The 24,108-nt window shown below is 31.3% G+C and carries 22 protein-coding genes; 6 read left to right on the top strand and 16 right to left on the bottom strand.

Translation table 11 applies throughout. The annotated features are described in order from the left end of the window. Position 1: 1 nt before the first annotated feature. From EQM05_RS04040 to hflX, 4 genes are all read right to left on the bottom strand, one after another. Positions 2 to 1,417: a PLP-dependent aminotransferase family protein gene (locus tag EQM05_RS04040; protein ID WP_128748853.1), complete on the bottom strand. Its 1,416-nt coding sequence runs from the start codon at positions 1,415 to 1,417 to the stop codon at positions 2 to 4. A gap of 81 nt (positions 1,418 to 1,498) precedes the next feature. Then, a complete protein-coding gene (locus EQM05_RS04035) occupies positions 1,499 to 2,395 on the bottom strand; it encodes a nucleotidyltransferase domain-containing protein (RefSeq protein WP_128748852.1) in 897 nt (298 codons plus the stop codon). A gap of 147 nt (positions 2,396 to 2,542) precedes the next feature. After that, complete coding sequence (locus tag EQM05_RS04030; RefSeq protein WP_128748851.1) at positions 2,543 to 3,823, bottom strand: amidohydrolase; 1,281 nt, start codon at positions 3,821 to 3,823, stop codon at positions 2,543 to 2,545. Positions 3,824 to 3,834: 11 nt separating this feature from the next. Then, positions 3,835 to 5,619, bottom strand: coding sequence for a GTPase HflX (gene hflX / locus EQM05_RS04025; RefSeq protein ID WP_128748850.1), 1,785 nt, complete (start codon positions 5,617 to 5,619; stop codon positions 3,835 to 3,837). Positions 5,620 to 5,767: 148 nt separating this feature from the next. On the opposite strand from hflX, the gene hpt reads away from it, so the two are divergent. Further along, entirely contained in the window at positions 5,768 to 6,295 is a 528-nt protein-coding gene (gene hpt / locus EQM05_RS04020) for a hypoxanthine phosphoribosyltransferase (protein ID WP_128748849.1), read from the top strand. Between the two features lie 41 nt (positions 6,296 to 6,336). On the opposite strand, the gene yunB is transcribed toward hpt, so the two are convergent. Next, the gene (yunB, locus tag EQM05_RS04015) at positions 6,337 to 6,981 is read right to left on the bottom strand and encodes a sporulation protein YunB (RefSeq protein WP_128748848.1); all 645 of its coding nucleotides are present in this window, start codon (positions 6,979 to 6,981) and stop codon (positions 6,337 to 6,339) included. A 290-nt stretch (positions 6,982 to 7,271) separates the two neighbouring features. On the opposite strand from yunB, the gene EQM05_RS04010 reads away from it, so the two are divergent. Beyond that, a complete protein-coding gene (locus tag EQM05_RS04010; protein ID WP_128748847.1) occupies positions 7,272 to 9,758 on the top strand; it encodes a PBP1A family penicillin-binding protein in 2,487 nt (828 codons plus the stop codon). Between the two features lie 43 nt (positions 9,759 to 9,801). Here the strand turns inward: EQM05_RS04010 and spoVAE are convergent, their stop codons facing one another. The 6 genes from spoVAE to spoIIAA form a co-directional block, all read right to left on the bottom strand. Then, positions 9,802 to 10,161 carry a stage V sporulation protein AE gene (gene spoVAE / locus EQM05_RS04005; RefSeq protein WP_128748846.1) on the bottom strand — a complete coding sequence of 120 codons (360 nt, stop codon included), beginning with the start codon at positions 10,159 to 10,161 and terminating at the stop codon, positions 9,802 to 9,804. A gap of 27 nt (positions 10,162 to 10,188) precedes the next feature. Next, positions 10,189 to 11,196, bottom strand: a complete 1,008-nt coding sequence (spoVAD, locus tag EQM05_RS04000) for a stage V sporulation protein AD (protein ID WP_128748845.1) — start codon at positions 11,194 to 11,196, stop codon at positions 10,189 to 10,191. A gap of 38 nt (positions 11,197 to 11,234) precedes the next feature. Further along, positions 11,235 to 11,690, bottom strand: a complete 456-nt coding sequence (spoVAC, locus tag EQM05_RS03995) for a stage V sporulation protein AC (protein WP_128748844.1) — start codon at positions 11,688 to 11,690, stop codon at positions 11,235 to 11,237. A gap of 87 nt (positions 11,691 to 11,777) precedes the next feature. Then, on the bottom strand, positions 11,778 to 12,533 hold the full coding sequence (gene sigF, locus EQM05_RS03990; RefSeq protein WP_128751024.1) for an RNA polymerase sporulation sigma factor SigF: 756 nt from the start codon (positions 12,531 to 12,533) through the stop codon (positions 11,778 to 11,780). A 9-nt stretch (positions 12,534 to 12,542) separates the two neighbouring features. Continuing rightward, on the bottom strand, positions 12,543 to 12,974 hold the full coding sequence (spoIIAB, locus tag EQM05_RS03985; RefSeq protein ID WP_128748843.1) for an anti-sigma F factor: 432 nt from the start codon (positions 12,972 to 12,974) through the stop codon (positions 12,543 to 12,545). A gap of 13 nt (positions 12,975 to 12,987) precedes the next feature. Then, a complete protein-coding gene (spoIIAA, locus tag EQM05_RS03980; protein ID WP_128748842.1) occupies positions 12,988 to 13,323 on the bottom strand; it encodes an anti-sigma F factor antagonist in 336 nt (111 codons plus the stop codon). Positions 13,324 to 13,704: 381 nt separating this feature from the next. On the opposite strand from spoIIAA, the gene EQM05_RS03975 reads away from it, so the two are divergent. Next, complete coding sequence (locus tag EQM05_RS03975; protein ID WP_128748841.1) at positions 13,705 to 15,426, top strand: ABC transporter ATP-binding protein; 1,722 nt, start codon at positions 13,705 to 13,707, stop codon at positions 15,424 to 15,426. Between the two features lie 416 nt (positions 15,427 to 15,842). Here EQM05_RS03975 and EQM05_RS03970 read toward each other — a convergent pair whose 3' ends face one another. The 4 genes from EQM05_RS03970 to EQM05_RS03955 form a co-directional block, all read right to left on the bottom strand. Beyond that, complete coding sequence (locus EQM05_RS03970) at positions 15,843 to 16,697, bottom strand: sugar ABC transporter permease (protein ID WP_128748840.1); 855 nt, start codon at positions 16,695 to 16,697, stop codon at positions 15,843 to 15,845. 11 nt (positions 16,698 to 16,708) lie between these two features. Further along, positions 16,709 to 17,638, bottom strand: coding sequence for a sugar ABC transporter permease (locus tag EQM05_RS03965; protein ID WP_128748839.1), 930 nt, complete (start codon positions 17,636 to 17,638; stop codon positions 16,709 to 16,711). Positions 17,639 to 17,704: 66 nt separating this feature from the next. Continuing rightward, positions 17,705 to 18,973: a maltose ABC transporter substrate-binding protein gene (locus tag EQM05_RS03960; protein ID WP_128748838.1), complete on the bottom strand. Its 1,269-nt coding sequence runs from the start codon at positions 18,971 to 18,973 to the stop codon at positions 17,705 to 17,707. A 173-nt stretch (positions 18,974 to 19,146) separates the two neighbouring features. Then, positions 19,147 to 20,919 (bottom strand): N-6 DNA methylase, encoded by a 1,773-nt coding sequence (locus EQM05_RS03955; RefSeq protein ID WP_128748837.1) that lies wholly within the window; start codon positions 20,917 to 20,919, stop codon positions 19,147 to 19,149. 114 nt (positions 20,920 to 21,033) lie between these two features. Between EQM05_RS03955 and pdaA the strand changes: the two genes are divergently transcribed. The 3 genes from pdaA to EQM05_RS03940 all read left to right on the top strand — a co-directional run bounded on the left by pdaA (position 21,034) and on the right by EQM05_RS03940 (position 23,530). After that, positions 21,034 to 21,930: a delta-lactam-biosynthetic de-N-acetylase gene (gene pdaA / locus EQM05_RS03950; protein ID WP_128748836.1), complete on the top strand. Its 897-nt coding sequence runs from the start codon at positions 21,034 to 21,036 to the stop codon at positions 21,928 to 21,930. A gap of 150 nt (positions 21,931 to 22,080) precedes the next feature. Further along, entirely contained in the window at positions 22,081 to 22,740 is a 660-nt protein-coding gene (locus EQM05_RS03945; RefSeq protein WP_128748835.1) for a metal ABC transporter ATP-binding protein, read from the top strand. Continuing rightward, the gene (locus EQM05_RS03940; RefSeq protein ID WP_128748834.1) at positions 22,733 to 23,530 is read left to right on the top strand and encodes a metal ABC transporter permease; all 798 of its coding nucleotides are present in this window, start codon (positions 22,733 to 22,735) and stop codon (positions 23,528 to 23,530) included. Before EQM05_RS03945 ends, EQM05_RS03940 begins: the two co-directional genes overlap by 8 nt. A gap of 30 nt (positions 23,531 to 23,560) precedes the next feature. Here the strand turns inward: EQM05_RS03940 and cobO are convergent, their stop codons facing one another. Then, the gene (cobO, locus tag EQM05_RS03935) at positions 23,561 to 24,082 is read right to left on the bottom strand and encodes a cob(I)yrinic acid a,c-diamide adenosyltransferase (RefSeq protein WP_128748833.1); all 522 of its coding nucleotides are present in this window, start codon (positions 24,080 to 24,082) and stop codon (positions 23,561 to 23,563) included. Positions 24,083 to 24,108 lie beyond the last annotated feature (26 nt).

The following is a 24,108-nucleotide window of genomic DNA, read 5'->3' as shown; positions in this document are numbered from 1 at the left end:
CTTAATTAACATCTTGTAATATTTTATTGATTATTTCAATGCCCTCTTTAATCTTTTCATTGTCAGTCTGAGTAAATCCCATTCTATAATATTTTTTTCCTTCATTGCTGTTTTTATAAAATAGTACTCCCGGTGAAATTAATACTTTATTTTCTCTGCATTTATAAAATAATTCTATAGAATCCATATTGATTTCATCTGAAATTTTAATATAAAAATGCAATCCTCCTCTTGGCGGTATGAAACTGATTTTATCTTTTAAAATATTTATAAGACAATTATAAGTATAGTTATATTTACTTTTATAGAATGTATTTAATCTGCTGATATATTCCTTCCAGAATCCTTTTTCTATATACAGATCCAGTGCTCTCTGCATAAGACTTGAAGTGGAAATATCAGTATTTATTTTAGAATTCTGAATGCTTTCATTAAATATTGAAGGTGAAATTAAATAGCCTATCCTAATACCTGGAAGAAATATCTTGGAAAAGCTTTTTATGTATATTACTCTATCGTATTTATCCAGACTTTTAAAGCTTCTGTATTCTAAAAATTTGTCATATATAAGTTCTGATAGATAATCATCTTCAATTATATAAAAATCATATATATTTGAAAGTTCTATAATTCTCTTTTTTTTCTCAAGGCTGCAGCTGATACCTGTTGGATTTTGGAAGTAACTCATTGTATAAAAACATTTAATATTATTTTTCATTGCAATTCTTTCAAGCTGATCCACATCTATACCGTCGCTCTCCATATTGACTTCAAAAATATTAGCTCTTCTCCATTTAAATACATTTAATGCTCCGCTGTAAGTGGGTTTTTCAACAACTATATTATCATTTGTATTTAATAATGCCTTTGATACAATATCAATTCCCTGCTGAGCCCCTGATACAATTAATATATTATCCATGTTTAAAGTATTATTCCAGAAAAACTTATTTATATTTTTTCTAAGGCCTTTGTATCCTAATGCTTCCTGATAGCTTAATGCATCTATTCCATCTCTGTCTAAAACTTTATTTAAAACCTCTTTAAATGTTGATACGGGAAAAAAATCACCACAGGCTGTTTCACCTGTAAAATCTATATACTTTTTTATTTCGTCTCCATTAATAGATTTAAATGTTTCTGAGTATTCCCTTTTAAAGCTTTTAGCACTATCTTTCCTTTTTGCAAAAGTTCCGCTTCCCATTTTCTGAGCAGCATAACCTTCACTTTGCAGCTTTTTATATGCGCTTACTATGGTAACATTATTTACTTTCAGCAATTTAGATAAATCTCTTATAGATGGCAGCTTTTCTCCATCTTCAATGTTATTTAAATCAATCTGCTTTTTTATATATTTGTATATTTGTATATATTTTGGAGTTTCACTATCATATATTCTAAAACTATACTTATCCATGCTTCCCCCCGGTATCATCAAAAATAAAAGAACTTAAATATTGAATTTAAGTTCATAATTATTCATGTTGATATTCATTATTTAAATAAAGTATACATTTTCTTTAAATATTGATTTTCCATCTGATGTCTTGTAATCTCTTGTATCCTTTTTAATTATATTTCTTTCCCATAATCTATTTAAAACTTCTTCCATTTCAATGTCATAACTTTTAAATAATTTATCATTATTAACATCCTCTGCACTTAAGAAACAGTCTTTTTCTCTCATAAAGTTAATTAACAGATTGCTTATGTTTCTAATGTTATCATCAATAAATTCCTGAATATAATCAATTGTACTTAATATTGCTTTGCTGATATCAATTTTGTTGAAGAACAGTTCATCAACACATTTTCTGAAGCTGTCATTAAGATTCATTGCCATGGTCATTGCATCTTTACTTATCATGTATCCAGATGAATTAACATATAGCTTTGAAAACTCTTCAATGAATTTTACAGCAGAAGTATATGCAGTATAAACACCATCATTACTGAGATATTTTTTACACACCCCAATCTGCTTTAAAACGTTTCCTAAATATACTATGTTCCATCTTTCTCTGTCTATATCAGGATAATATCTGCCATTATCATATCTCATGGTAATTTCCATATCTTTTGAAAAAACTAATCTTGAAGCTGCAAAAATCCTATGAATAAATCCTCCTCTTAAATCTTCTTCATACAATTGAAGAAATCTGTTTTTACTCATTAATTTAACATGAACAGGTATATTTTTTTCCTCTGTATAAATATTCTTAATTTCAATAAGTTTACAATCAATTACTACAAATAAATCTATATCAGACTCTTCCCATAAATCTCCTGTAACCATACTTCCAAATACCATAGCTGCTAATACACAATCATTGTTTTTCATTCTATCAATAATACTGTTAAAAGCCCTTTGATATTGCATAATAGTTTTTTCCATTTCAGTACCCCCCACAAAACTTGAAATGATAAACTCAAGGATAAATAAAGTAAATCATTTACTATATTTTATACTATTATATATAGTATTTGACTTAAAAACAATAGTTAATGTAAAATTGTGAATATTTCCTTTCAAATATTACAATTATACAATTGTACTGCACAGCTTATTACATTCATATTTTATTTTTTCTTCATCGATTTTAACAAAATTGCCTTTTTCCATTATAATTTTACCATTAATAATAACATATTCTACCTCACTGCCATTAGCAGAAAATACAATATTTGAGTAAATATCATATAGTGGTATCATATTGGGCTTGTTTAAATTTATTAATATCATATCTGCCTTATAACCTTTTTTTATACTTCCTAAATTTTTAATATTAAGTGCTTTAGCCCCATTAACAGTAGAAACTTTAAGCATGGTTTTTCCGCCGAATTTTGTTGCATCTCTATAATAAAGTTTCTGCAGCATAGCTCCTGTTTCCATTTCTTCAAACATATTTAAATTATTATTGCTTGAAGTACCATCTGTGCCCAAGCATAAATTTATTCCCATTTCAAGCATCTCACCTGCTTTTGCCACACCACTTGCTAGTTTCATATTACTTTGCGGATTATATACAGGGCTGACTTTGTAATTTGATAAAATATCCATGTCATTTTTGCTTAAATGAACACAATGAGCAGCAACTGTTTTGTTTTGAAAAATACCGCATTTTTCAAGTAATTCACATGGGGTCATATTGTACTTATTGCTTATAATATTGTTTTCATCCTGCGTTTCTGATATGTGAATATGAATCCCCTTGTTATATCTTTTAGCTTCAGAAGAAATTTCTTTTAAAGCTTCTTCATTTAACGTATATGGAGAATGAGGTGAAAACATTGTATCAACAAGATCGTTTTTTTCATTAATCACAGTATCAGCCAGATTGCATGCATCTTTCAGCTGACTTTCCCATTTGTCACCAATAAGCGCTATGCCTAAAACAGCTCTCATTCCCGATTCAATGGCAGCCTCTTTAACTATATTCTGCAAGAAATACATATCATTAAATGTAGTTGTTCCGCTTCTTAACATTTCTATCACAGCAAGTTCAGTGCCTAGTTTAATATGTTTTTCCTTAAATTTAGCTTCCATTGGCCATATTTTCTCATTGAGCCATCTCATTAAAGGAAGCCCTTCCCCGTATCCTCTTAAAAGAGTCATTGCAGCATGAGTATGGCAATTAATAAGCCCAGGCATTACACAATAACCTTTTCCGTCTATAATGGTAAAATCACTGGTTTGACCCTGGAAGTCCCCTGAAGAAACCTGTTCTATTACATTATCATTAATCAGTACATATCCTCTGTTAATTATATTTTCATTTTCATCCATAGTTAATATCATTGCATTTTTAATTAGAATTTTCATACTTACCCCCGCTATTTCTCAAATATCCATTTTGAATATTTGTTATATACCTCTTCGTCCACTAAAGCTGTAATTAAGGTCCCCTGCTCAGCATATTCCTCACTTTCAACCTTTGCATTTCTATGCAGAAAGGCTACAGCTGACTGGTCGGAGTATGGTATGAGATATGTTGTTTTTCTAATAGTATTAGGAATAACCTTACATAAAACATTTAAAAGTCCATCTAAATTTATTTTTTTCTTAGCAGAAATTTCAACCATGGTCATTTCAGGATATTTTTCTTTTATCATTTTTATATTTTGTTCATCAGCTTTATCAATTTTATTTAATACTAATATAATAGGTTTATTTACAGCACCCAGCTGATCTAGCACATCATCCACTGCCTCTATCTGCTCCATACAATATTCTGAGGATACATCCACAACATGCAGAAGTAAATCTGAATAGATAACCTCTTCCAATGTAGATTTAAATGCTTCAACCAGATCATGAGGCAGTTTTCTGATAAAGCCCACTGTATCAGTAACAGTTATTGGTCTATTATCTGGAAGTACTATAGCTCTGGTGGTGGTATCTAATGTGGCAAATAACATGTCTGCTTCAAAAACCTTTTCTTTAGCTGCTGCTTCCCTGCTTAAGCAGGTTTCACAAAGTGCATTTCTCAAGGTGGATTTTCCTGCATTTGTGTAGCCTACTAAGGAAACCTTGGTTAATTCATTTCTCCTTATCCTTTGAGTTTCTCTTGTCCTTTTTACTTTTTCAAGCTCACTGTTTAAATCATATATTCTATCCCTTATATGCCTTTTATCTATTTCTAATTTCTTTTCTCCAGGGCCTCTTGTTCCAATTCCTGCTCCTGTTCTTGACAATACAGTTCCAAGCCCCGACAGCCTTGGCAGTCTATACTTTAGCTGAGCCAGTTCAACCTGTATTTTTGCTTCTTTGCTCCTTGCTCTTCTTGCAAAGATCTCCAATATTAATGTTGTTCTGTCTATAACCTTTAACCCTATATTTTCTTCCAGATTTCTAACCTGTGAAGCTGTAAGCTCATCATCAAAAATTATCAGATTTGCATTTAACATCTGTGCATTTAATGCAAGCTCATCGACTTTACCACTTCCTATATAAAAGGCTTTATCAATCTTGCTTCTATTTTGCAAAAGGCTTCCTACAACCTTTACATTACAAGTTTTGGCAAGCTCTGCAAGTTCATCAATGCTTTCCTGATTTTCAATTCCAACTAAAACAGCTCTTTCAGTTTCATCATCAATATAATTGTATTCCTTAAACTTATCTTCTACTTCAGAAATCTTACTAATAATATTATAATTTATTCCTTGTTCTATGGTTAATATAGCCGTAGTTTCATAGGATAGAATATTTTCTTCCACATCACAAAATCCCATAACAATTGACTCAGGCTTATTATCATTAACACCCACTGCTGCCATGCAGTCTAATTTCAGCTTTGTAAGAGCAGATAAATCTACTGCAGAAAGCCTGGGATTACCATTTGGATGTGTGTGGACAATCCTTATACCGCAGAGTTTCTTTTCTTTAGCTGTGATTACAGGGACCTCAACTGTACTGCTGTCTCCTATGGATATTGAAACAATGTTGCCTCTCCTGTCTATAGCTACACTTATTTCTTTATTAAGTTCCCCGCTAATTAAGCTTATAATATTAATTACTTCCTCAGAGCATATAGTATCCTTTGGAACTTGTATATTATATAGATCTTCCAGTTTATCTAAAATGGTATTTCTAATTCCACTTGTATTTCCACTTATCATAAATTCTCTCTCACTTTCATTTATAGGTTTTTTAACTAAAAGTTCATATGTTTATATAAATGTAGAATTTTCAATATACTTGACAACTTTCATATTATTTTATACTATTATAACAATATTGTAAATATAAATACGTGGAGGCATATTAATGGAGGATAAGAAAGAAAATATACTTATTACTAAAGAACGGATTCAGGCAAGAGTTTCAGAATTAGGTGCAGAAATTTCAAAAGACTATAATGGAAAAAATTTATATGTTCTATCACTGCTAAGAGGAAGTTTTATTTATGCAGCTGATTTAGTAAGAAGCATAAATATTCCAGTTAAAATTGGTTTTATGACAACTTCAAGTTATGGTGACAACGAAACATCTTCTGGAAAAGTTAAAATTATAAATGATATACCAGATGATATTGAAGGTTACGATGTACTTGTTGTTGATGATATAGTGGATACAGGCATAACAATGAATTTTGTAATAAATCATGTAAAATCTCTTAAAGCCGGATCAGTAAAGTCCTGCGTCTTATTGGATAAGCCTGAAAGAAGAAAACTAGATCTAACACCAGATTATTGCTGCTTCCACATTCCTGATGTTTTTGTAGTTGGGTATGGTTTAAATTATGGTGATTATTATAGAAATGTACCATATGTATTTAATTGGGAAGAAAAATAGCTTTTATACATTGCTGATAACTTATTTTTAAGTTATCAGCATTAATTTTTTAACTTAAATCCATTACTATCTTCACCAAATTGTATTGCAGTCTGAGGCACCTTTCCTACAATAATGGTTTCTGAAATTGGGACTTCATTTATCACTTCTATATCTCTATTCCTAAAGGGCAGAAATATTCTTATATTAGTCTTAACCTGCACATAAATCTTGTGTCTGCATTGGTTTATCCCTGCACTTTCAAACTTTGATAAATATTTGGTTTCAGTATATCCCACAGGCTGAACTTTCATTGTAATCTTAGGGCCGTATTGTGCCAGAATATTGTTTTTTGAAATGTACCCTATTGGTATCTTTACTCCCATTGATCCCATCTTTCTTATTTCTTCTCCTGCATCCAAAGATACATCGCAGGCAATTTTATTCATTTTTAATGTATCAGCTTTTAATAAATTTATATTCCCCTCATTGTCCTTTTCAACTTTAATTATTTCATCATAATTGAACTGCTTAGAATACTCTTTTAAAATTACATTATTTACTATGTTGTTTACTTTTCCTTTTGCCTCTTTTTCTGCTACATCTAACACATTTGATATAATAATTTTATCAAAGGCATAGATGAAAATATTAAACACTATTATAATTAAAAAAAATAATAATAGCAGCTTTAATCCAAAACCTATTTTATTAGCCTTGCTTTTTTTGTATTTTAATTTATTATATGAAATAAAATATCACTTCCTCATATTGTTATATATTATTTATATGACTATTCGTAAAATAAAATAATAAAATGCCATAATATTAATGTATATTATGGTAATTAATGGTACAATATTATTTATAAGTATTGTATTATTACATGATACATTCTTTGCTAAGTATTGGCATTATCAATTTATTTTATATATAAAAGATAATATGATATAATATTTTAAAGTTGACAATTTTTTTGTGTCAAGGAGGAAAGATAATGGCTAAAGCTAAAACCAGAAAGAAAAAACATCGTTTTAGATTTTTAAAGATATTTTTAGTTATCATTATTATTTTAATATCATTTTGTGCTGTAGCAGGCGTTGGAATTGGTCTGGCAATTATTAAAACAGCTCCGCCGCTTGATGTAAACCAGATATTATCCCTAAATGAACCTTCTGTACTTTATGCTGCAAATGGAAAGTTTATGGATATAGTTTCTACAGATCAAAACAGAACTGTAATTCCTTATAAGGATATGCCTCAGGATTTAAAAAATGCATTTGTATCCATAGAAGATGAAAGATTCTATAAACATAACGGAATAGACATAAAGCGTATTACTGGAGTTATTTATATAGATATAAAAAATAAGATAACAAAACAGACTGGTGTTCAGGGTGCTTCTACTATTACACAGCAGTTATTAAAAAATACTGTGCTTTCAAATGAAGTGACAATTAAAAGAAAGCTTCAGGAAATGTATCTCGCAGTACAATTGGAGAAGCATTTATCCAAAGATCAGATTTTAGAAGCTTATATGAATACTATTAATGTTGGTGGAAATGCATATGGAGTTGAGTCAGCAGCAAATCAATATTTCAATAAAAGTGCAAAAGACTTAAATTTATTACAATGCGCTTTCATTGCCGGAGTTGCTCAAAGTCCTTCTTCATTCTATTCATCTGCGGTATCAAAAAAGAATGCTGACGATATGGCAGCACATAAGAATACTTCTTCTATTTATTACGTTAACAGGACCAAAACTGTTTTACATAAGATGTATGAAAATGGCAACATCTCAAAACAGCAGTATGATCAATGTATTAATGATTTAATAAATAATAAGCTGGGATTGTCCATTACTTCATTAAATAAAAACAGATTAAATTATGAATGGTATTCAATTCCCGCAATAAACCAGGTTAAAAATGATTTAAAAAGTCAATACCACTATACAGATAGTGAAATAGACAAATTATTAATGTACGGCGGTTTAAAGATTAACACAGCAATGGATATGGATATTCAAAATAGTACCCAGTCAACCATAGATAATATTGTAACCAGAACAAACAAGAACAACCTAGTGCAGCCTCAGGCAGCTGCTGTAATTATGGATTATCATACAGGTGAAGTAAAGGCAATTATAGGTGGAAGGGGTCAGCAGCCTGCCCGTTCATATAACAGAGCTGCTTCTAATGATTTCCTGAGGGCACCAGGTTCAAGCATTAAGCCTCTTACAGTTTACAGCCCTGCATTGGATTCAAAAAAGGCTACTCCTGGCACTGTATTGGACGATGCCCCATTGACTCCTGAACTTGGACGAAAAATGAATAATGGTGCAAACTATGACCCCCAAAACAGCCCAGCAGGCTTTACTGGTTATATAACCATGAGAGAAGCTATAATGAGATCAGTAAATATATATGCTTTAAAACTGGAAAATGAAATCGGCATTAATACTGGAGTAGAATATGGTAAAAAATATGGCCTTCAAATTGATAAAACAGATGAAGGAAGTATATCAGCCATTGCTTTAGGACAGTTGGATAATGGCGAATACAAAGGTACAAATCCTTTAACAATGGCTCAGGCATATGGTGTTTTCGGTAATAACGGTACTTATACTTATGCAAGAATGTATACAAAGGTTGTTGATAAAAGCGGTAAAGTTATTCTTGAGAGCAAGCCTCAGACAAAATCAGTAATATCCCCTCAGGCTGCATATTTAGTTTATGATTTATTAAAAGGTCCAGTTAGTCCTGGAGGAACAGGTCCAGGTGCAAACTTTGGAACTATGCCTGTAAGAGGAAAAACCGGTACATCTACTGATTCAAAAAATTTATGGTTCTGTGGATTAACTCCTTATTATTCAGCTGCAGTGTGGATAGGTAATGATGACTATTCTGACACTGGAATTACAAGTTCCTATGCTGCAGACATATGGGGTAAAATTATGAAATCTGCACACAAGGACTTAAGTCCAAAAGATGTAGCAATGCCTAATGGAATTGTTACTGCAACCATATGTAAAGAATCAGGAAAAGTTCCTACAGATTTATGTGCCAGAGATCCTAGGGGATCACAGGATATTTCAGAAATGTTTATAGCTGGTACAGTCCCAACTTCATTATGTGATATACATGTGGAAGCAAAGGTAAATAAACTAAATGGTAAACTTGCTACTGAAGCAACACCATCGGGTTTAATTGAATCCAGAGTATTTATAAAGCGTGATTATACACCAATTCATCCAGTTTCTGATCAGCAGTATGTAGTGCCATCCTTAACTGATGATACAGTGTCAGCATTACCAGAAGTGCCTGCGCCACCAGCTAAAACCGGTGAAACTTCACCAGGTACAACTCCTGGAAATCCTCCGGTGAACCCTCCAGTTGACCATCCGGTGAATCCTCCTGGAGATCAAAATAACGGCAATAACACTGGTGATGCCACAGGTGTTATAAATAATAAGAAAAAATAATATGCAAAAATAAGCCAAAATGTACAATGCATTTTGGTTTATTTTATTTCTTGGTTTTAGGGTTAAATAAGATAGCCATTAAATAACCAAATATTATAGCTGCAGTAATCCCTCCGGCAGCTCCTTTTATACCACCAGTAAAGGCACCCATTATTCCTTTACTGTTTACCTCCTTTATTGCAGCTTTTGCAAGGGTGTACCCAAACCCCGGAAGTGGTACTGTAGCACCAGCCTTACCGTACTTTACCACCACATCATATATGTTCAAAGCTCCAAGGAATACTCCAATTGTTACAAAGTTTACTAATATCCTTGCAGGAGTAAATTTTGTTTTATCCATAAGTATTTGTGCAATAACGCATATTATTCCTCCAACAATAAATGACATAATGTAATCTGTCATAAATAAGCATCTCCTTGTGTTATTAATTTAAAATTCAATACTTACTGCATGAGCAATTCCTGGTATACTTTCTCCCTGTAATGATGATATGGTACTAAGTAGTGCGCCAGTAGAAATCAATAGCACCTTTTTAAATTTACCATTTAACATATTTTTATAAATATATCCGCAATCAACTGCTGCAGAGCATCCGCATCCGCTTCCCCCGGAATTTGTTCCCTGCCTTTCATTATCAAATATTTCTTCACCGCAATCTATATAAACTTTTGAAACATCTATGCCCTTTTCCATAAGCAGTTTTTGTGTAATTTCCCTGCCAACCTTGCCTAGATCTCCAGATGCAATTAAATCATAATCCGAAGGTGATCTTCCAGTATCATGAAAATGAGCTAAAATAGTATCCACTGCAGCTGGAGCCATTGCACCTCCCATATTATTTGCATCAGTTACGCCATAATCCTTTACCTTGCCAATGGTAACATATGTTATACCTGGAAAGTTACCTTGTTTCCCTAGAAGCATAGCACCTGCTCCAGTTACAGTCCATTGTGCTGAAGGCGTTCTCTGGCTTCCAAATTCTAATGGAAATCTAAACTGTCTCTCTGCTGAAGAAAAATGAGATGATGTTGCAGCTATAACATAATTAGCAAAGCCTCCATCCATTAGTATGGATGCTATACTTAATGATTCTGTCATGGTTGAACAGGCACCATACAATCCTATAAAGGGAATATCCATATCTCTTGCAGCAAAGCTGGAGGAAGCAATCTGGTTGAGTAAATCTCCTGCCAGTAAAAAATCAATATCACTTTCCTTTAAATTAGCTTTATTTATACTATCTTTAACTGCATTATAAAGCATATTGCTTTCTGCTTTCTCAAAGGAATCTTTACCATTTAAATCATCCTGCAATATAGTGTCAAAATAATTTTTTAATGGTCCGTCTCCTTCCTTTGGACCAACAATACTTGAAGTGGCTATAATCTTAGGATTACTGTCAAGCCTTAAAGTTTGTTTTCCTACTCTTTTATTCATATTTTCACATCCTTAACTGATCAATATACAAGCTTGCTTTATAATTTAGTAATTAAAAAATAAATTATTCCTACAACTACTGATGAGCTTATTCCATATACAAGTACAGGACCGGCTATAGTAAACATTTTTGCACCAACTCCAAATACAAATCCTTCTTTTTTAAATTCCATGGCTGGTGATACTATTGAATTGGAAAACCCTGTTATGGGTACTACTGTACCTGCTCCTGCAAAATCTGCAATTTTATCATAGATTCCCATTCCTGTTAAAAGTGCCCCTAAAAATACCATGGTAATAGACACATATGTGCCAACATCATCTTTTGGTACACCGAAATTTAAATAAATATTATTGAAAAACTGCCCTATATCACAAATGAGGCCCCCAACTATAAAAGCATTAAAGCAATTTTTTACTGTTTTTGTTTTTGGCTCTGCTTCCTTTGAAATTTTCTTAAATTTCTTTTTTATCTTGTACTCATCGCTATCCATTAACCCACCTCTTTTTATTTTCTAAATATAGTGTATACATAATTTTATTTTTTAAACAAAAAAACAGAGTACATCATTTTGAGTACTCTATCCCTCTAATTTTTGTTTCATTGTCTTAAGCACTTTTTTTTCTATTCTTGATACCTGCACCTGACTTATTCCAAGCATTTTTGCTACCTGAACCTGGGTTTTGTCTTTAAAATATCTCAGCATTATTATTTTTCTTGATTTTCCATCAAGATTATTTAATACCTCTTTTAAGGCTAGTTTGTCTATCATGTCCCCGCTTTCTTCAGTGTTTTCGCTTAACTTATCTATAAGTAGCACAGGAGCACCGTCATCCTGATGTATAGTGTCATATAGATACTGAAGATTATTTATGGATTCCGATGCAAATACAATGTCCTCAGCTGATATTCCAGAAAAACCTGACAGCTCTTCTATTGTTGGTTCTCTATTTAATTCTTTGGTAAGCTGCTCCCTATCATAATGAAGCTTTTTAGCTGTGTTTTTAATACTTCTGCTTACCTTTATCATACCATCGTCCCTTAGAAATCTTTTAATTTCACCCATAATCATTGGTACAGCATAAGTTGAAAACTTTACATTAAATTCTGAATTAAAATTATTAATTGCCTTGATTAATCCCATAGATCCTATCTGAAATATGTCCTCATATTCATAACCTCTGTTAAGAAATTTTTTACTTATTGCTGACACTAAGGGCAAATTAACTTCAACCAGCCTATTAAGTGCATGTTTATCACCATTTTGTGCAGAAAATATTAATTTAATATTTTCATCATAGTTATAAACATCTTTTTTTACAGCTTCTTCCCTCATATTTTTCACCTAACTTAAGGACTTAAAAATCTTTTTCATTGTGATTTTAGTTCCTTTTCCCTTTTCAGATTCTATAATAAGATTATCCATAAAAGTTTCCATCACAGTAAAACCCATTCCAGACCTTTCAAGATCCGGTCTGGAAGTATATAAAGGCTGTCTGGCAACCTCCACATTCTCTATTCCCACACCATTGTCTTCAATAATAATTGTTGTTTCATTATTTTCTATAAATGCTTCAATTTTAACTATACCTTTTTCATCATTTCCATATCCATGAATTATACAGTTTGTAACAGCCTCGGAAACTGCTGTCTTAACATCAGTAAGTTCCTCTATTGTCGGATCAAGCTGCGAAACAAATGCAGCCACAGCAACTCTTGCAAATCCTTCATTTTGAGATTTGCTCATAAACTCTAATTTCATCATGTTATCGTACATTTTTATCCCCCCACTAAATTTTATCTATGGCATCTTTAACACTATCATACAATTTAATAATCTTAAACATACCGGATAACTCAAATACTCTTTTCACGCCGTCACCTACATTAGTAATACAAAATTTTCCCCCATTAGAATTTATCTTTTTATATCTCCCGATAACCACACCTATTCCAGAACTATCCATAAAGCTTACACCGCTAAAATCCAGAATAAGATTCTTTATTCCATTCCTATCCAGTCTGTCATCTATTTTGTTTCTAACCTCTTCAGCACTGTGATGGTCTAGTTCTCCCATCATATAAACTATAAGCTTGTCAGAACTATTCTCAAATTGTAAATACATCCTTTTCCCCCGCTTTCACTTAAATATAAAGGTATATTACTTATAATTCTACATATACCATATATTCCCTCCTTTTTATTTTACCCAATTTATATTTTTTTATACAAAACTTATTCAATTGGAAATTTAAAGTTGAAAGTTATGAGCTTGTATTCAATTTAAAGTTATGAGTTGATGAGCTAAGAGGTAAGAACTAAGGGTTAAGGTAGTTTCTTTACAGAGAAACAATAAAGTAAATAAAAAAATGTTGATAACTGATGAAATATTATACTAGACAAAACACAAAAGTGAAATTATACTTTAATTAAGTAAAAAAGTAGAAAAAATTCCATATAAAGTTTTAATGTTTACAATATTTATAGGAAAATACAGGAGAAAACTATGAGAATAATAAAAATTATTAACTCTTCCCCACTATTCAAGAGTTCATTAAAGAAAAATATAAATTTATTTATGTGGTTACTTTTGATTTTTGTTTTAGGATCATTTTTAAGTGTATATCCCACTAAATTATTAGGGGATATAATAAACTTATTGAGTACAGAAGAAAGTATTAATTCTGTAAAAAAAGTGATTCTTATGTATGTTTTTATTAGAATAATAAGCTTATCCATAACCATTTTAGGGAAATATCTTCAGGAGTATATTTCAAGTAATTTAGAGTGTGAACTTAGAGTTAAATCTGTGGATGAGACTATTAAAATGGATATGGCGGAGTTCGAAAAGATTCAATCAACTCAATTTGTTTCCAGAATATTTGAAGCTATAAGTCAATTAGTATCAGCAATTATAAATATAATTACATGGCTTGGCAAGTCATTAACCACATTAATATTCACCTTTTACTTTTTATTTAAGATTGATGCTGAAATTACCTTAGCCTTTATACCATTAATTCCTTGTATGGCTATTCTCACAAAAATAATATCCTCTAAGAAAAAAGCTCTCTCAAAAAAGGAAGCCGAAAAGTCTGGTTTTGTTAAGGATTTTATACAGGAGATTGTGTCAAGCTTTAAAGAAATCAAAGTATATAATTGCAGTAAATGGATTTTAGGTAAATATGATGATTTAGAAAACCAATGGAAAAACGCAAGAATAAAGTCCAATTTTCTAAGTTCAGCTGTATTTTGGCTTTTAAGTTTTTTTGGCATAGTGGTGGTTTCAGTGATCCTGGTACTAGCTATTAACAAAACTCTTTCACATGAATTAAACCCTGGTGATATAACAGCAATGATATTATATTCGGGTACGGTATTTAATGGTGTTATGGAAGTATTTAATCAGATAATAGTATTTAAAAACCTTGAGGTAGTTATTGAAAGATATAATGAAATTATGAAAAATGCATACTCTGATAAAGCTTATAATGGGAATTTGTTATGTGGCAGCAGCACTTATGATATAGAGGTTTCTAATGTTAATTTTGCTTTTGATAAAACTAAAAATATATTGGAGGATATAAATTTTAAGATTCCATTTGGAAGTTCAGTTGCAATTATTGGACAAAGCGGCCCAGGTAAAACTACCCTTTTAAAATTATTGCTTGGATTATATGTACCAACTAAGGGTAAAGTTAAAATAGGTGATATGGATATTAGTGATATGAGAAATGAAGATCGCTGCAGACTAATAACCTGCGCATTTCAAGATACCTTTATATATAACTCTTCCATATATGACAATATAGTATTAGGCAAAAGTGTAACCGATGAACTATTTACAAGCTCATTAGCTATGAGCGATTTATTAAATTTTATTTGTGAGCTGCCAAATGGTTCATATACTCAGCTGAAAGAGCGAGGCTCAAATTTATCCGGCGGTCAGAAACAACGTGTTGGTATAGCCCGCTGTTTTATAAGCTCAAGTAAAATCATCCTTTTAGATGAAATTTCTTCAGCCCTTGATAATATCACTGAAAGAAATATTATAGAAAATCTAAAAAAGCTAAAAAACAAAACACGCATAGTTGTATCTCACAAACCAGATATGATTTTGTGGACAGACTATGTAATTGTTATTGCTAATGGAAGAATTATAGATATGGGAACTCATGCTGAGCTTCAGAAGCGCTGTAAAACATATTTAGATGCAATAAATAGTTAACTGGAAATCATTAATAACTAATTTAGGGGGGATTAAGATGGTGTATCCAATAATATGTCTAATCATATTAATAGTAAGTTCAATATTATACATAAGCACAAGCAAAGATAAAAAAATAAAAACAATTTTGTTAATTGACTTATTAACAATACTAATTCTAGGGATACTATTTATTGTATTTTGGGCAAGTACATCATATAGTAATGAATCTAAAATAATGACATTTTGGCTATATACTTTATTCATTGGCATTTTAGTAAACATCTTAGTAAAAACATTTATGTTTTTTCACTCCAGAAAAATAATATAAAAAAATAATAAAGGGTTTTGGCCATGGTCAAAACCCTTTACTATTAACTATTATCTCTTAGTTCTTAGCTCTTAGTTCTATGAGCTCTTAACTCTTAACTGTAGTATTATTCTTTAACACTTCCAAGTGTTAATCCGCCAACTAAATATTTAGACAAGCATACAAATAATATCATAACAGGTACTGCAGTCATAAGAGCAGCTGCTGAGTAAATTCCCCAATCTGTAGAAAATTGTCCCTGCATATTTACAAGTCCTATTGGCAGTGTTAACAAAGAATTATCTGTAAGTATAACCCTTGCAACAATATATTCTGACCATGCACCCATAAATGCAAATAATGCAGTTAATGCTATTGCTGGTGTAGCCAGCGGAAGTATTATTTTATAAAAAGATTTAAAAATACCTGCTCCATCAACATAAGCACTTTCCTCCAGGGACTTTGGAATGGTATCAAAATATCCTTTCATCATCCATATATTAAATGGAATAGCAGTGGAAACATATACTATAGCCAGCCCTAAAATATTGTTTGACAAGCCTGCTTTTGTAAGCATTATATATAATGGTAAAAGCATCATTGGTGCTGGGAACATCTGAGTTACCAGAAGCATTGTCATTCCTACATCCTTACCAAAGAAATCAAATCTTGAAAATGCATAGCCTGCACCAATGGATAATGCAACTGCTATTACAGTAGTTAAAATAGATACTATTAAGCTGTTTGACATCCATCTTACTAGATCATATTTTGCAAATGCATCTCTGAAATTTGCAAAAGTGGCTCCATGTGGAATTGGATTAATTGTTTTAACATAAACTGCATCTGCTGGTCTTAAGGCAATTGAGAGAGTATTTAAAATTGGGAACACAGCCAAAATACAGAAAAATATTAAAATTATATATATTAATATGATTTTAGAAGGTTTATCTTTAAAATCAAATCTTTCACTTATCTTCATTTTTACCCCTCCTAATTCTCAAGCTTCTGTGCTTTAATAAATGCTGAGCTAAATGATAAAAGAATTAAGAATATAATAACTGAGAATGCTGCTGCATAACCATATCTCATATACTCGAAAGCCTTTTTATATACAAGTGTTACAAGAATCTGAGCATCTTCAGATGCTGCTCCGGAGGTGATGATATATATAACGTTAACCTGGTTAAATGTCCATACTGTTCCAAGCACAATAGCAGGCGTCATTATAGGTTTTAACAGAGGAAGAATAATACTTTTAAATTTCTGCCATCCTGTGGCACCATCCATATCGGCAGCTTCATATAATTCCTGAGGTATGCTTTGAAGTCCTCCCAAAGCAATCATCATCATAAATGGTATACCTAACCAGATGTTTGTAATTATGGATGCCACAAAAGACCATTTTGGATTTGACAGCCATGGAATAGCTGCTCCGCTTCCAAATAATTTAGTTAAAATTATGTTAACTGCACCATACTCTACATTGAACATTCCCTTCCAGGTTAATGCTGCAATATACTGAGGTATTGCCCAAGGTAGAATTAATAATATCCTTATTATGGATTTACCAGGTAATTTTCTATTTAATAATACCGCTAGGAATAATCCTATAGTTACATGACATACCACATTAACAACAGTCCAAATCACTGTTCTTAGCAAGGTGGAATAAAATAAAGTATCTGTAAGTATCTGTTTGTAGTTGCTTAAACCTACAAATGGCCATTTACCGCTTTTTAAATTTACAATGGTAACATTTTCAAAAGACATTTTGAATTCATAAATAAGCGGATACAGGACAACTGCAGCAATAACAATAATTGCAGGTAACAGAAACCAAACTGGTGTCCATTTTGTCTGTGCTAAGTTATAACTTCGTTCATTTTTGCTTTTCTTTTTACGTTTTGCTACTGATTCCATTTTAATCTCCTTTCTAAAAAAGGGGGAAGAACTCCCCCATAATAACCAAATTCCAATTTATTAATTTTATAAACCTAAAGCTTTAATTCCTTCTTCGGCTTTCTTCTGCATCTTAGCACCTGCATCTGCTGGTGTGGTTTTTCCTGAAAGTACTTCCTGCTGTACAGGTTTAGCTGCATCCCAAATAGCTCTCATTTGTGGAACTATTGGCATTGGAATAGCCTTTGCAAGTGGATCTTTTTGTCCGCTTATTAATGGGTTGCCAGTTACTTTTGAATCCTTCATAGCATCTAAGTTAGTAGGTAACTGCTGATGAGCATCAACCATCTTTAACTGAGCATCCTTGGTGTTAACAAATTCTAAGAATTTCTTGACTGCATCTTTCTTAGCCTGATCTTTAACTGAAGCTGAAATTACATAGCCCTTAACTGCTGAGTATGGGGCAGGGTTAACTCCATTAATGCTTGGAATAGCTGCTATACCAAAATCTACATTAGCCTTTTTATAATCTGCAAATCCCCATGGTCCATCAATTATAAAAGCAGCTTTTCCTTGTTTGAATAAATTTGTTGCAACAGTTCCATCTGCTTCTCTTGGTATTAATCCTTCATCATGTATTTTCTTCATGAATGTCATCCAGTCTGTTACAGACTTTGTATTTAAAGTTGCTTTTGGACTTGATGAATTGGCATTATCAAATACTTCTCCACCAAATGCTTTTAAGTATGGAATTGAGAAGAATGGTTCTACTTCGTTAAATACTAAACCATATTCAACTTTTCCCTCCTGCTTTAACTGTAATCCTGTTTTCTCAAGATCTTCAAATGTCTTTGGTGCTTCAGGAACCAGTTTCTTATTATATGTCAATAATATTTCATTTCCGTTTCTGTCTGGAATCATATACTGTTTTCCATCATATTGAGCTGCTTTTAATGAATTTGGATCTAATGTCTTAAAGAAATCTTCTCCCATTATGTCTGTAGCTGGTTGTACTAAATTTCCTGGAACAAATACACCCAGGTTATCATTTGGTCCTAAAATTACGTCTGGTCCTTTACCGCTTACAGCAGCTGAAGTAAAGTTCTTTCTTAAATCTTCTGTTTCATAATGAGTTCTCTTAACTGTTATGTTTGGATTTTTAGTCTGGAAATCTTTAATAAGTCCGTCAAGTATCTTTTGAGCATTGGCATCGTCCTGATCCCAGAATGTTAATTCTACCTTTGTATTAGTTTTTGCTTTATCAGATGTGTCCGTTGTACTTCCGCAGCCAGCTAACAAACCTGTTGACAATGCAACAGTACAAGCTAAAGCTACTATTCTTTTAACATTTTTCATATTAATCCCCCCGTCTTTAATTAGGTTGTTAATTTGTTGTGCAATCGTTTGCTCAATTCAATAGTAAACCATTCCATAGATATTGTCAACATATTTATTTCATTTTTTTGAAATAATGTTTACATTTTGTTTCAATATATGGAAAAATCATGGGTTTAACAACCATGATTTCATTAATGATATTCTATTATTTCTATTTCCTCTTTAGTAAAGTCAAAATATTTATATAATATATTATCAAAATCTGAAGAATTTATTTTGGTGTAGTCATCTATTATATCCATAGTTGGAATGCATAACTTAATAAGATTATTGGGATAGTACTCATATAAATCCATTCCTAACTTTTTGCCATAAGTCTTAAAATAAAATTCATATATCTTACTATTTAAAATACCCAGAAGATATTTATATGTAAAAGGTACTGCTTCTTTTAGGATAAGACAATACACGTCAGCACTGAAGTAATTTCCTTTATCTAATGCAAATCTGTTACTGCTGGATTTATACGGAAAAACAATTTTCTCTCCTTCAAATATATCTGATGTTCTTCCCCACTGCAGCCTATACCATTCCCTTTTGCCCTTTGAACATTCTCTTCTATTAAGCAGTCTTTCTTTATATGGCATAATGTGCTTATAAACATGGGGGTACTCACTAATATCTTTAATTAAATCAGTATCTATTAAATATTTATTTTCAAAGGTAACCCCATTCTTTTTTATATTGCTGCTCTTTATCCAGGGCCTTATTAAATCCTTTTCCAGTTTCTCATTTTCAATTGTACTGTTATCGACAATAAAGGCCTTATCACATCCAGTAATAATTCCCTGATGACTGCTGCATATTTTATCAAGATTAGTAAAACTTTTTGTTTCTATTTTCTTTATTATATTTCTTTCCTGCTCATTTCTTAATATCCAGCCATTACTGTTTAAATATGCTTTATCAATATAAAACTGGCTGAAATCATCACCATTATTTAAAAATACAGATTTATAAAAGCTTCCTTTATTTTTTTCTTTGTTATTTAAAGGCTTTATAATATTAATTTTAGATTTATGGTTTATATTGTTTTTTAAAAAAATAATAACTGGATCAATGCCAGTATTCTTAAAAGGTCTTATGCCATAAAAGTCAACTATTTTATATATTGTACAAAAATCCTTTAATACCTTTCTCAATCCCTCTCCGCTGGGTGATTCCAAAAAATATCTGGAAACAATAAAGCCAAGCTTTCCATTATGGGTCATGTTATTAATAGCACATTGAAAAAAGCAATAGGAAATGTCACCCTTGTCTTTAAAAATATTTCTATATTTTTTCTTTAAAATTAATGAGTAATTTCTGTCCAATGCCTTATGTCCTATATATGGTGGATTACCAATATAAATATCAAACTTTTCATCAATGTTATCAATGATGAAATCTTTTTCAGTAAAATTATATTCAGCTTCAACTCCAGTTATACTAAAAAAATCTATAACTAATATTTTTAATGCTGTTTTGTCTATATCAAAGCCATATAAGTTATTTTTTAGAATATGCTGATTAATGTTTAAATCATTTAAGTTTAAATTCCACCTGCTGTTGATTTCATTTAAGTTTTTAATGTATATGTATTTTAGGTATTTGTAGCATTCCTTTAATAAATTCCCCGTTCCGCAAGCTGGATCTACTATCTTAATAAATGGGTTATTTACTATATCTTCTTCACAAATTGTGTTTTTCACAATAAATTCTGAAATTTCTTTTGGTGTATAAATGGCGCCTTTTGACTTTTCCTTGCACACCCTTTTAAGGTATTGCGCTCCAAATGAGGATGTGTCATCAATCTTTAACATATATTTATAATTATTAATTGCTGTAAATTTGTACATACTATCTATAGGTTCAACTATTATTTTATATAATTCGTCCACTTTTTCTATAAAAAATTCATCCATATGTTAGCTCTCCATCGTATAATACTATTATAAACAAGTAAAATTATATCATATGAGTTTTTTAATTCAACTGCAGTTTTTATGTTAAAAGAATCGTAATTGGAGGGATAAATAATGATTAAGAAATTAATTTTACCACTTATTATATTTACCTTAATTTTATCAGCTTGTTCAGGGTCCCCTAAAAGTATAAACACTTCTACTAATATTACTGCTCCTTTGGAAATTGATAAGGATAATAATACTGCTCCTCCTGTTAAAAAAGCAGAAGAAAACAACTCCATAAAAGACAATACTTCCTCCATGGATACTAAGGAGCTTGACTGGTTTTTTCAGCCAAGAAATGACGGCACACCTTCCGGAGAGCCAAAGGAAGTCTTAGATTTAATTAATAAATATTCTGCGTATTATCTGGGAGATACATCAAAAAAATATATGTATTTAACCTTTGATGAAGGCTATGAAAATGGCTATACTTCCAAGATATTGGATATATTAAAAGAAAATAATGTTAAAGCAGCATTTTTCGTAACTACACCTTATATTAATTCCAACAAAGATTTGATAAAAAGAATGGTTAATGAAGGACACCTTGTATGCAATCACTCGACACATCATCCTTCAATGGCTGCTGTTGCAAAAAAGGATAAATCAAAATTTGTAAATGAATTTGCTGTTAATGAAAAAGCTTTCGAAGAGGTTACAGGTAAAAAAATGGTTAAATTCTTCAGACCCCCTATGGGAAAATACAGTGAATTGTCCTTAGCCTATACTAAGGAACTTGGATATAAATCAATATTCTGGAGCTTTGCATATGGTGATTGGGATATAAAGAAACAACCCAGTGAAGATTATGCAAAAAAGGTAATAATGCAGAGAACTCATAATGGATCCATTGTACTTTTGCATGCTGTATCAAAAACCAATACAAATATATTAGACAGTATATTGAAGTACTGGAAGTCATCAGGATATGAATTAAAGTCTCTTACAGATTTACCAGATAGATAAATTTTTATAAAATGTGATGGAGCTTGAATTTCATCACATTTTTTTATGATTATAATAATAATTTTACTTGTTGCAAATAGTTCGCATTTAGATGTATAATTAATTTACAGATATTCTTTGTTATAAACAACTGGAGGTAATTAGTTAATAATGTTACAAATTAACAACCTAATATTTTCTTACACAGGAAAAAAGCCCTATATACTGAATAATTTAAATTTACATATTAATGAAGGAGAGTATGTATCCATTTTAGGGGAAAACGGCAGTGCAAAAAGTACTCTTATTAAACTTATACTGTCATTGCTTAAACCTATCTCAGGAAGCATTAAAATTAACACAGATAAAATTGGATATGTTGCTCAAAGAGTTGAAAACTTTAATACGCAGTTTCCAATTACAGTATATGAAATGTTAAAAATTCATTTAAAATCTTTAAAGATAAAAGATATGAAATGTATAGATAAGGCTTTAGACGATATAGGTATGCTTAATTATAAATATTCTTTAATGGGTGATATGTCAGGTGGACAGATTCAAAAGATATTTATTGCAAGAGCTCTTTTAGGAAATCCAAAGCTGCTTATTTTAGATGAACCATCTACTGGAATTGATATTGCAAGTCAGGATGAAATATACAGCTATATAAAGCACTTAAATGTTCATTTTGGAATAACAGTTATTTCTGTAGAACATAACTTAAATGCTGCACTTAATAATTCAACTAAAATATGTGTTATTAAAAATGGGAAAGCCAATGTTTATACGGTAGATGAATACAGTCGTTTTTTGGAGGTTGCAAATGTTTGAATACAGCTTTATGCAAAATGCCCTCATTGCTGGATTAATTATTTCTATTTTATGCCCGGCAGTTGGAGCATTTTTAGTTTTGAAAAGATATTCTATGATGGGAGACACACTTTCTCATGCTTCTTTTGCAGGAGTGGCAATAGGACTTGTTTTTGGATATAATCCCATAATAACTGCCTTTATTTTTACTTCTCTTTGTGCTTTACTTATTGAATTTTTAAGGGATTATTTTAAAAAATATGCTGAACTTATTTTAGTTATAATTATGACGCTTTCCATTGGTATTGCCATTACTCTTATAAGCAGCGGCAAAACAAATGCTAATATTAATTCTTTTCTTTTTGGAAGCATTCTTACTGTTACTAAAAATGATTTAGTAACTGTGCTTGTATTAGGCGTTATTTCATTAATTGTTCTGGCTTTATTATATAATAAGCTGATTTATGTCACCTTTGATGAAGATGGTGCTAAGGTTTCAGGAATAAAAATTAAACTTATCAATTATATTTTTGCATTGCTGGTTGGTACCACAGTATCTGTTTCCATAAGAATTATGGGTATCCTGGTTGTATCATCAATGATTGCAATGCCTGTAGCTGCTGCGCTGCAGCTTCATAAAGGTTTTAATACAACATTTATTTTTTCTATTATATTTGGATTTATTGCTATTATGACAGGTCTTTTTTCCTCATATTATATTAACAGTGCACCAGGAGGAACTATTGCCCTTGCATCTGTTGCAGTTTTATTAGTGGTAATATTAATAAAAAAGATAAGGAAAGCATATTGAATTTATTTCGTATGCCTTCCTTTAAAATATTTAACTTTCAATTCCCTTTCTTGCCTGTACTCCCTGTGTATAATAATGTTTTATTTCCTTCATTTCAGTAACTAAATCTGCTCTGTCAATAATTCTATCTGTAGCATATCTTCCAGTTAAAATTACTTCAACATTATCAGCCTTTTTATTTAACACTTTAATTACATCTTCATCAGAAAATAATTCGAAGAAAATAGCTATATTTACTTCATCCATAATAACTACATCATATTCACCGGAAATTAAGATCTGCTCAATTGTCTTAAGTCCACTGTTTGCAGCATCTATGTCTGCCTTTGTTGGTTTATCAAATATAAAAGTGTTTCTTCCAAACTGCTGCATTTTAAAATTTGGCAGGAATTTAACAGCCTCCAGTTCGCTGTATTTCATGCCCTTTACAAACTGACCAAAAAAAACTTTTTTTCCTGAGCATACAGCTCTTACAGATAACCCCAAAGCTGCAGTTGTCTTTCCCTTGCCATTTCCTGTATATACCTGAATATATCCTTTTTCATTGCTCATAACTTTTACCTCCATTAGTTTAAATC

The sequence above is a fragment of the Clostridium sp. JN-9 genome, from assembly GCF_004103695.1.
Lineage (GTDB): Bacteria > Bacillota > Clostridia > Clostridiales > Clostridiaceae > JN-9.
The sequence above is the reverse complement of the archived record's forward strand: the minus strand, read 5'-3'. Positions and strand labels throughout refer to the sequence as shown.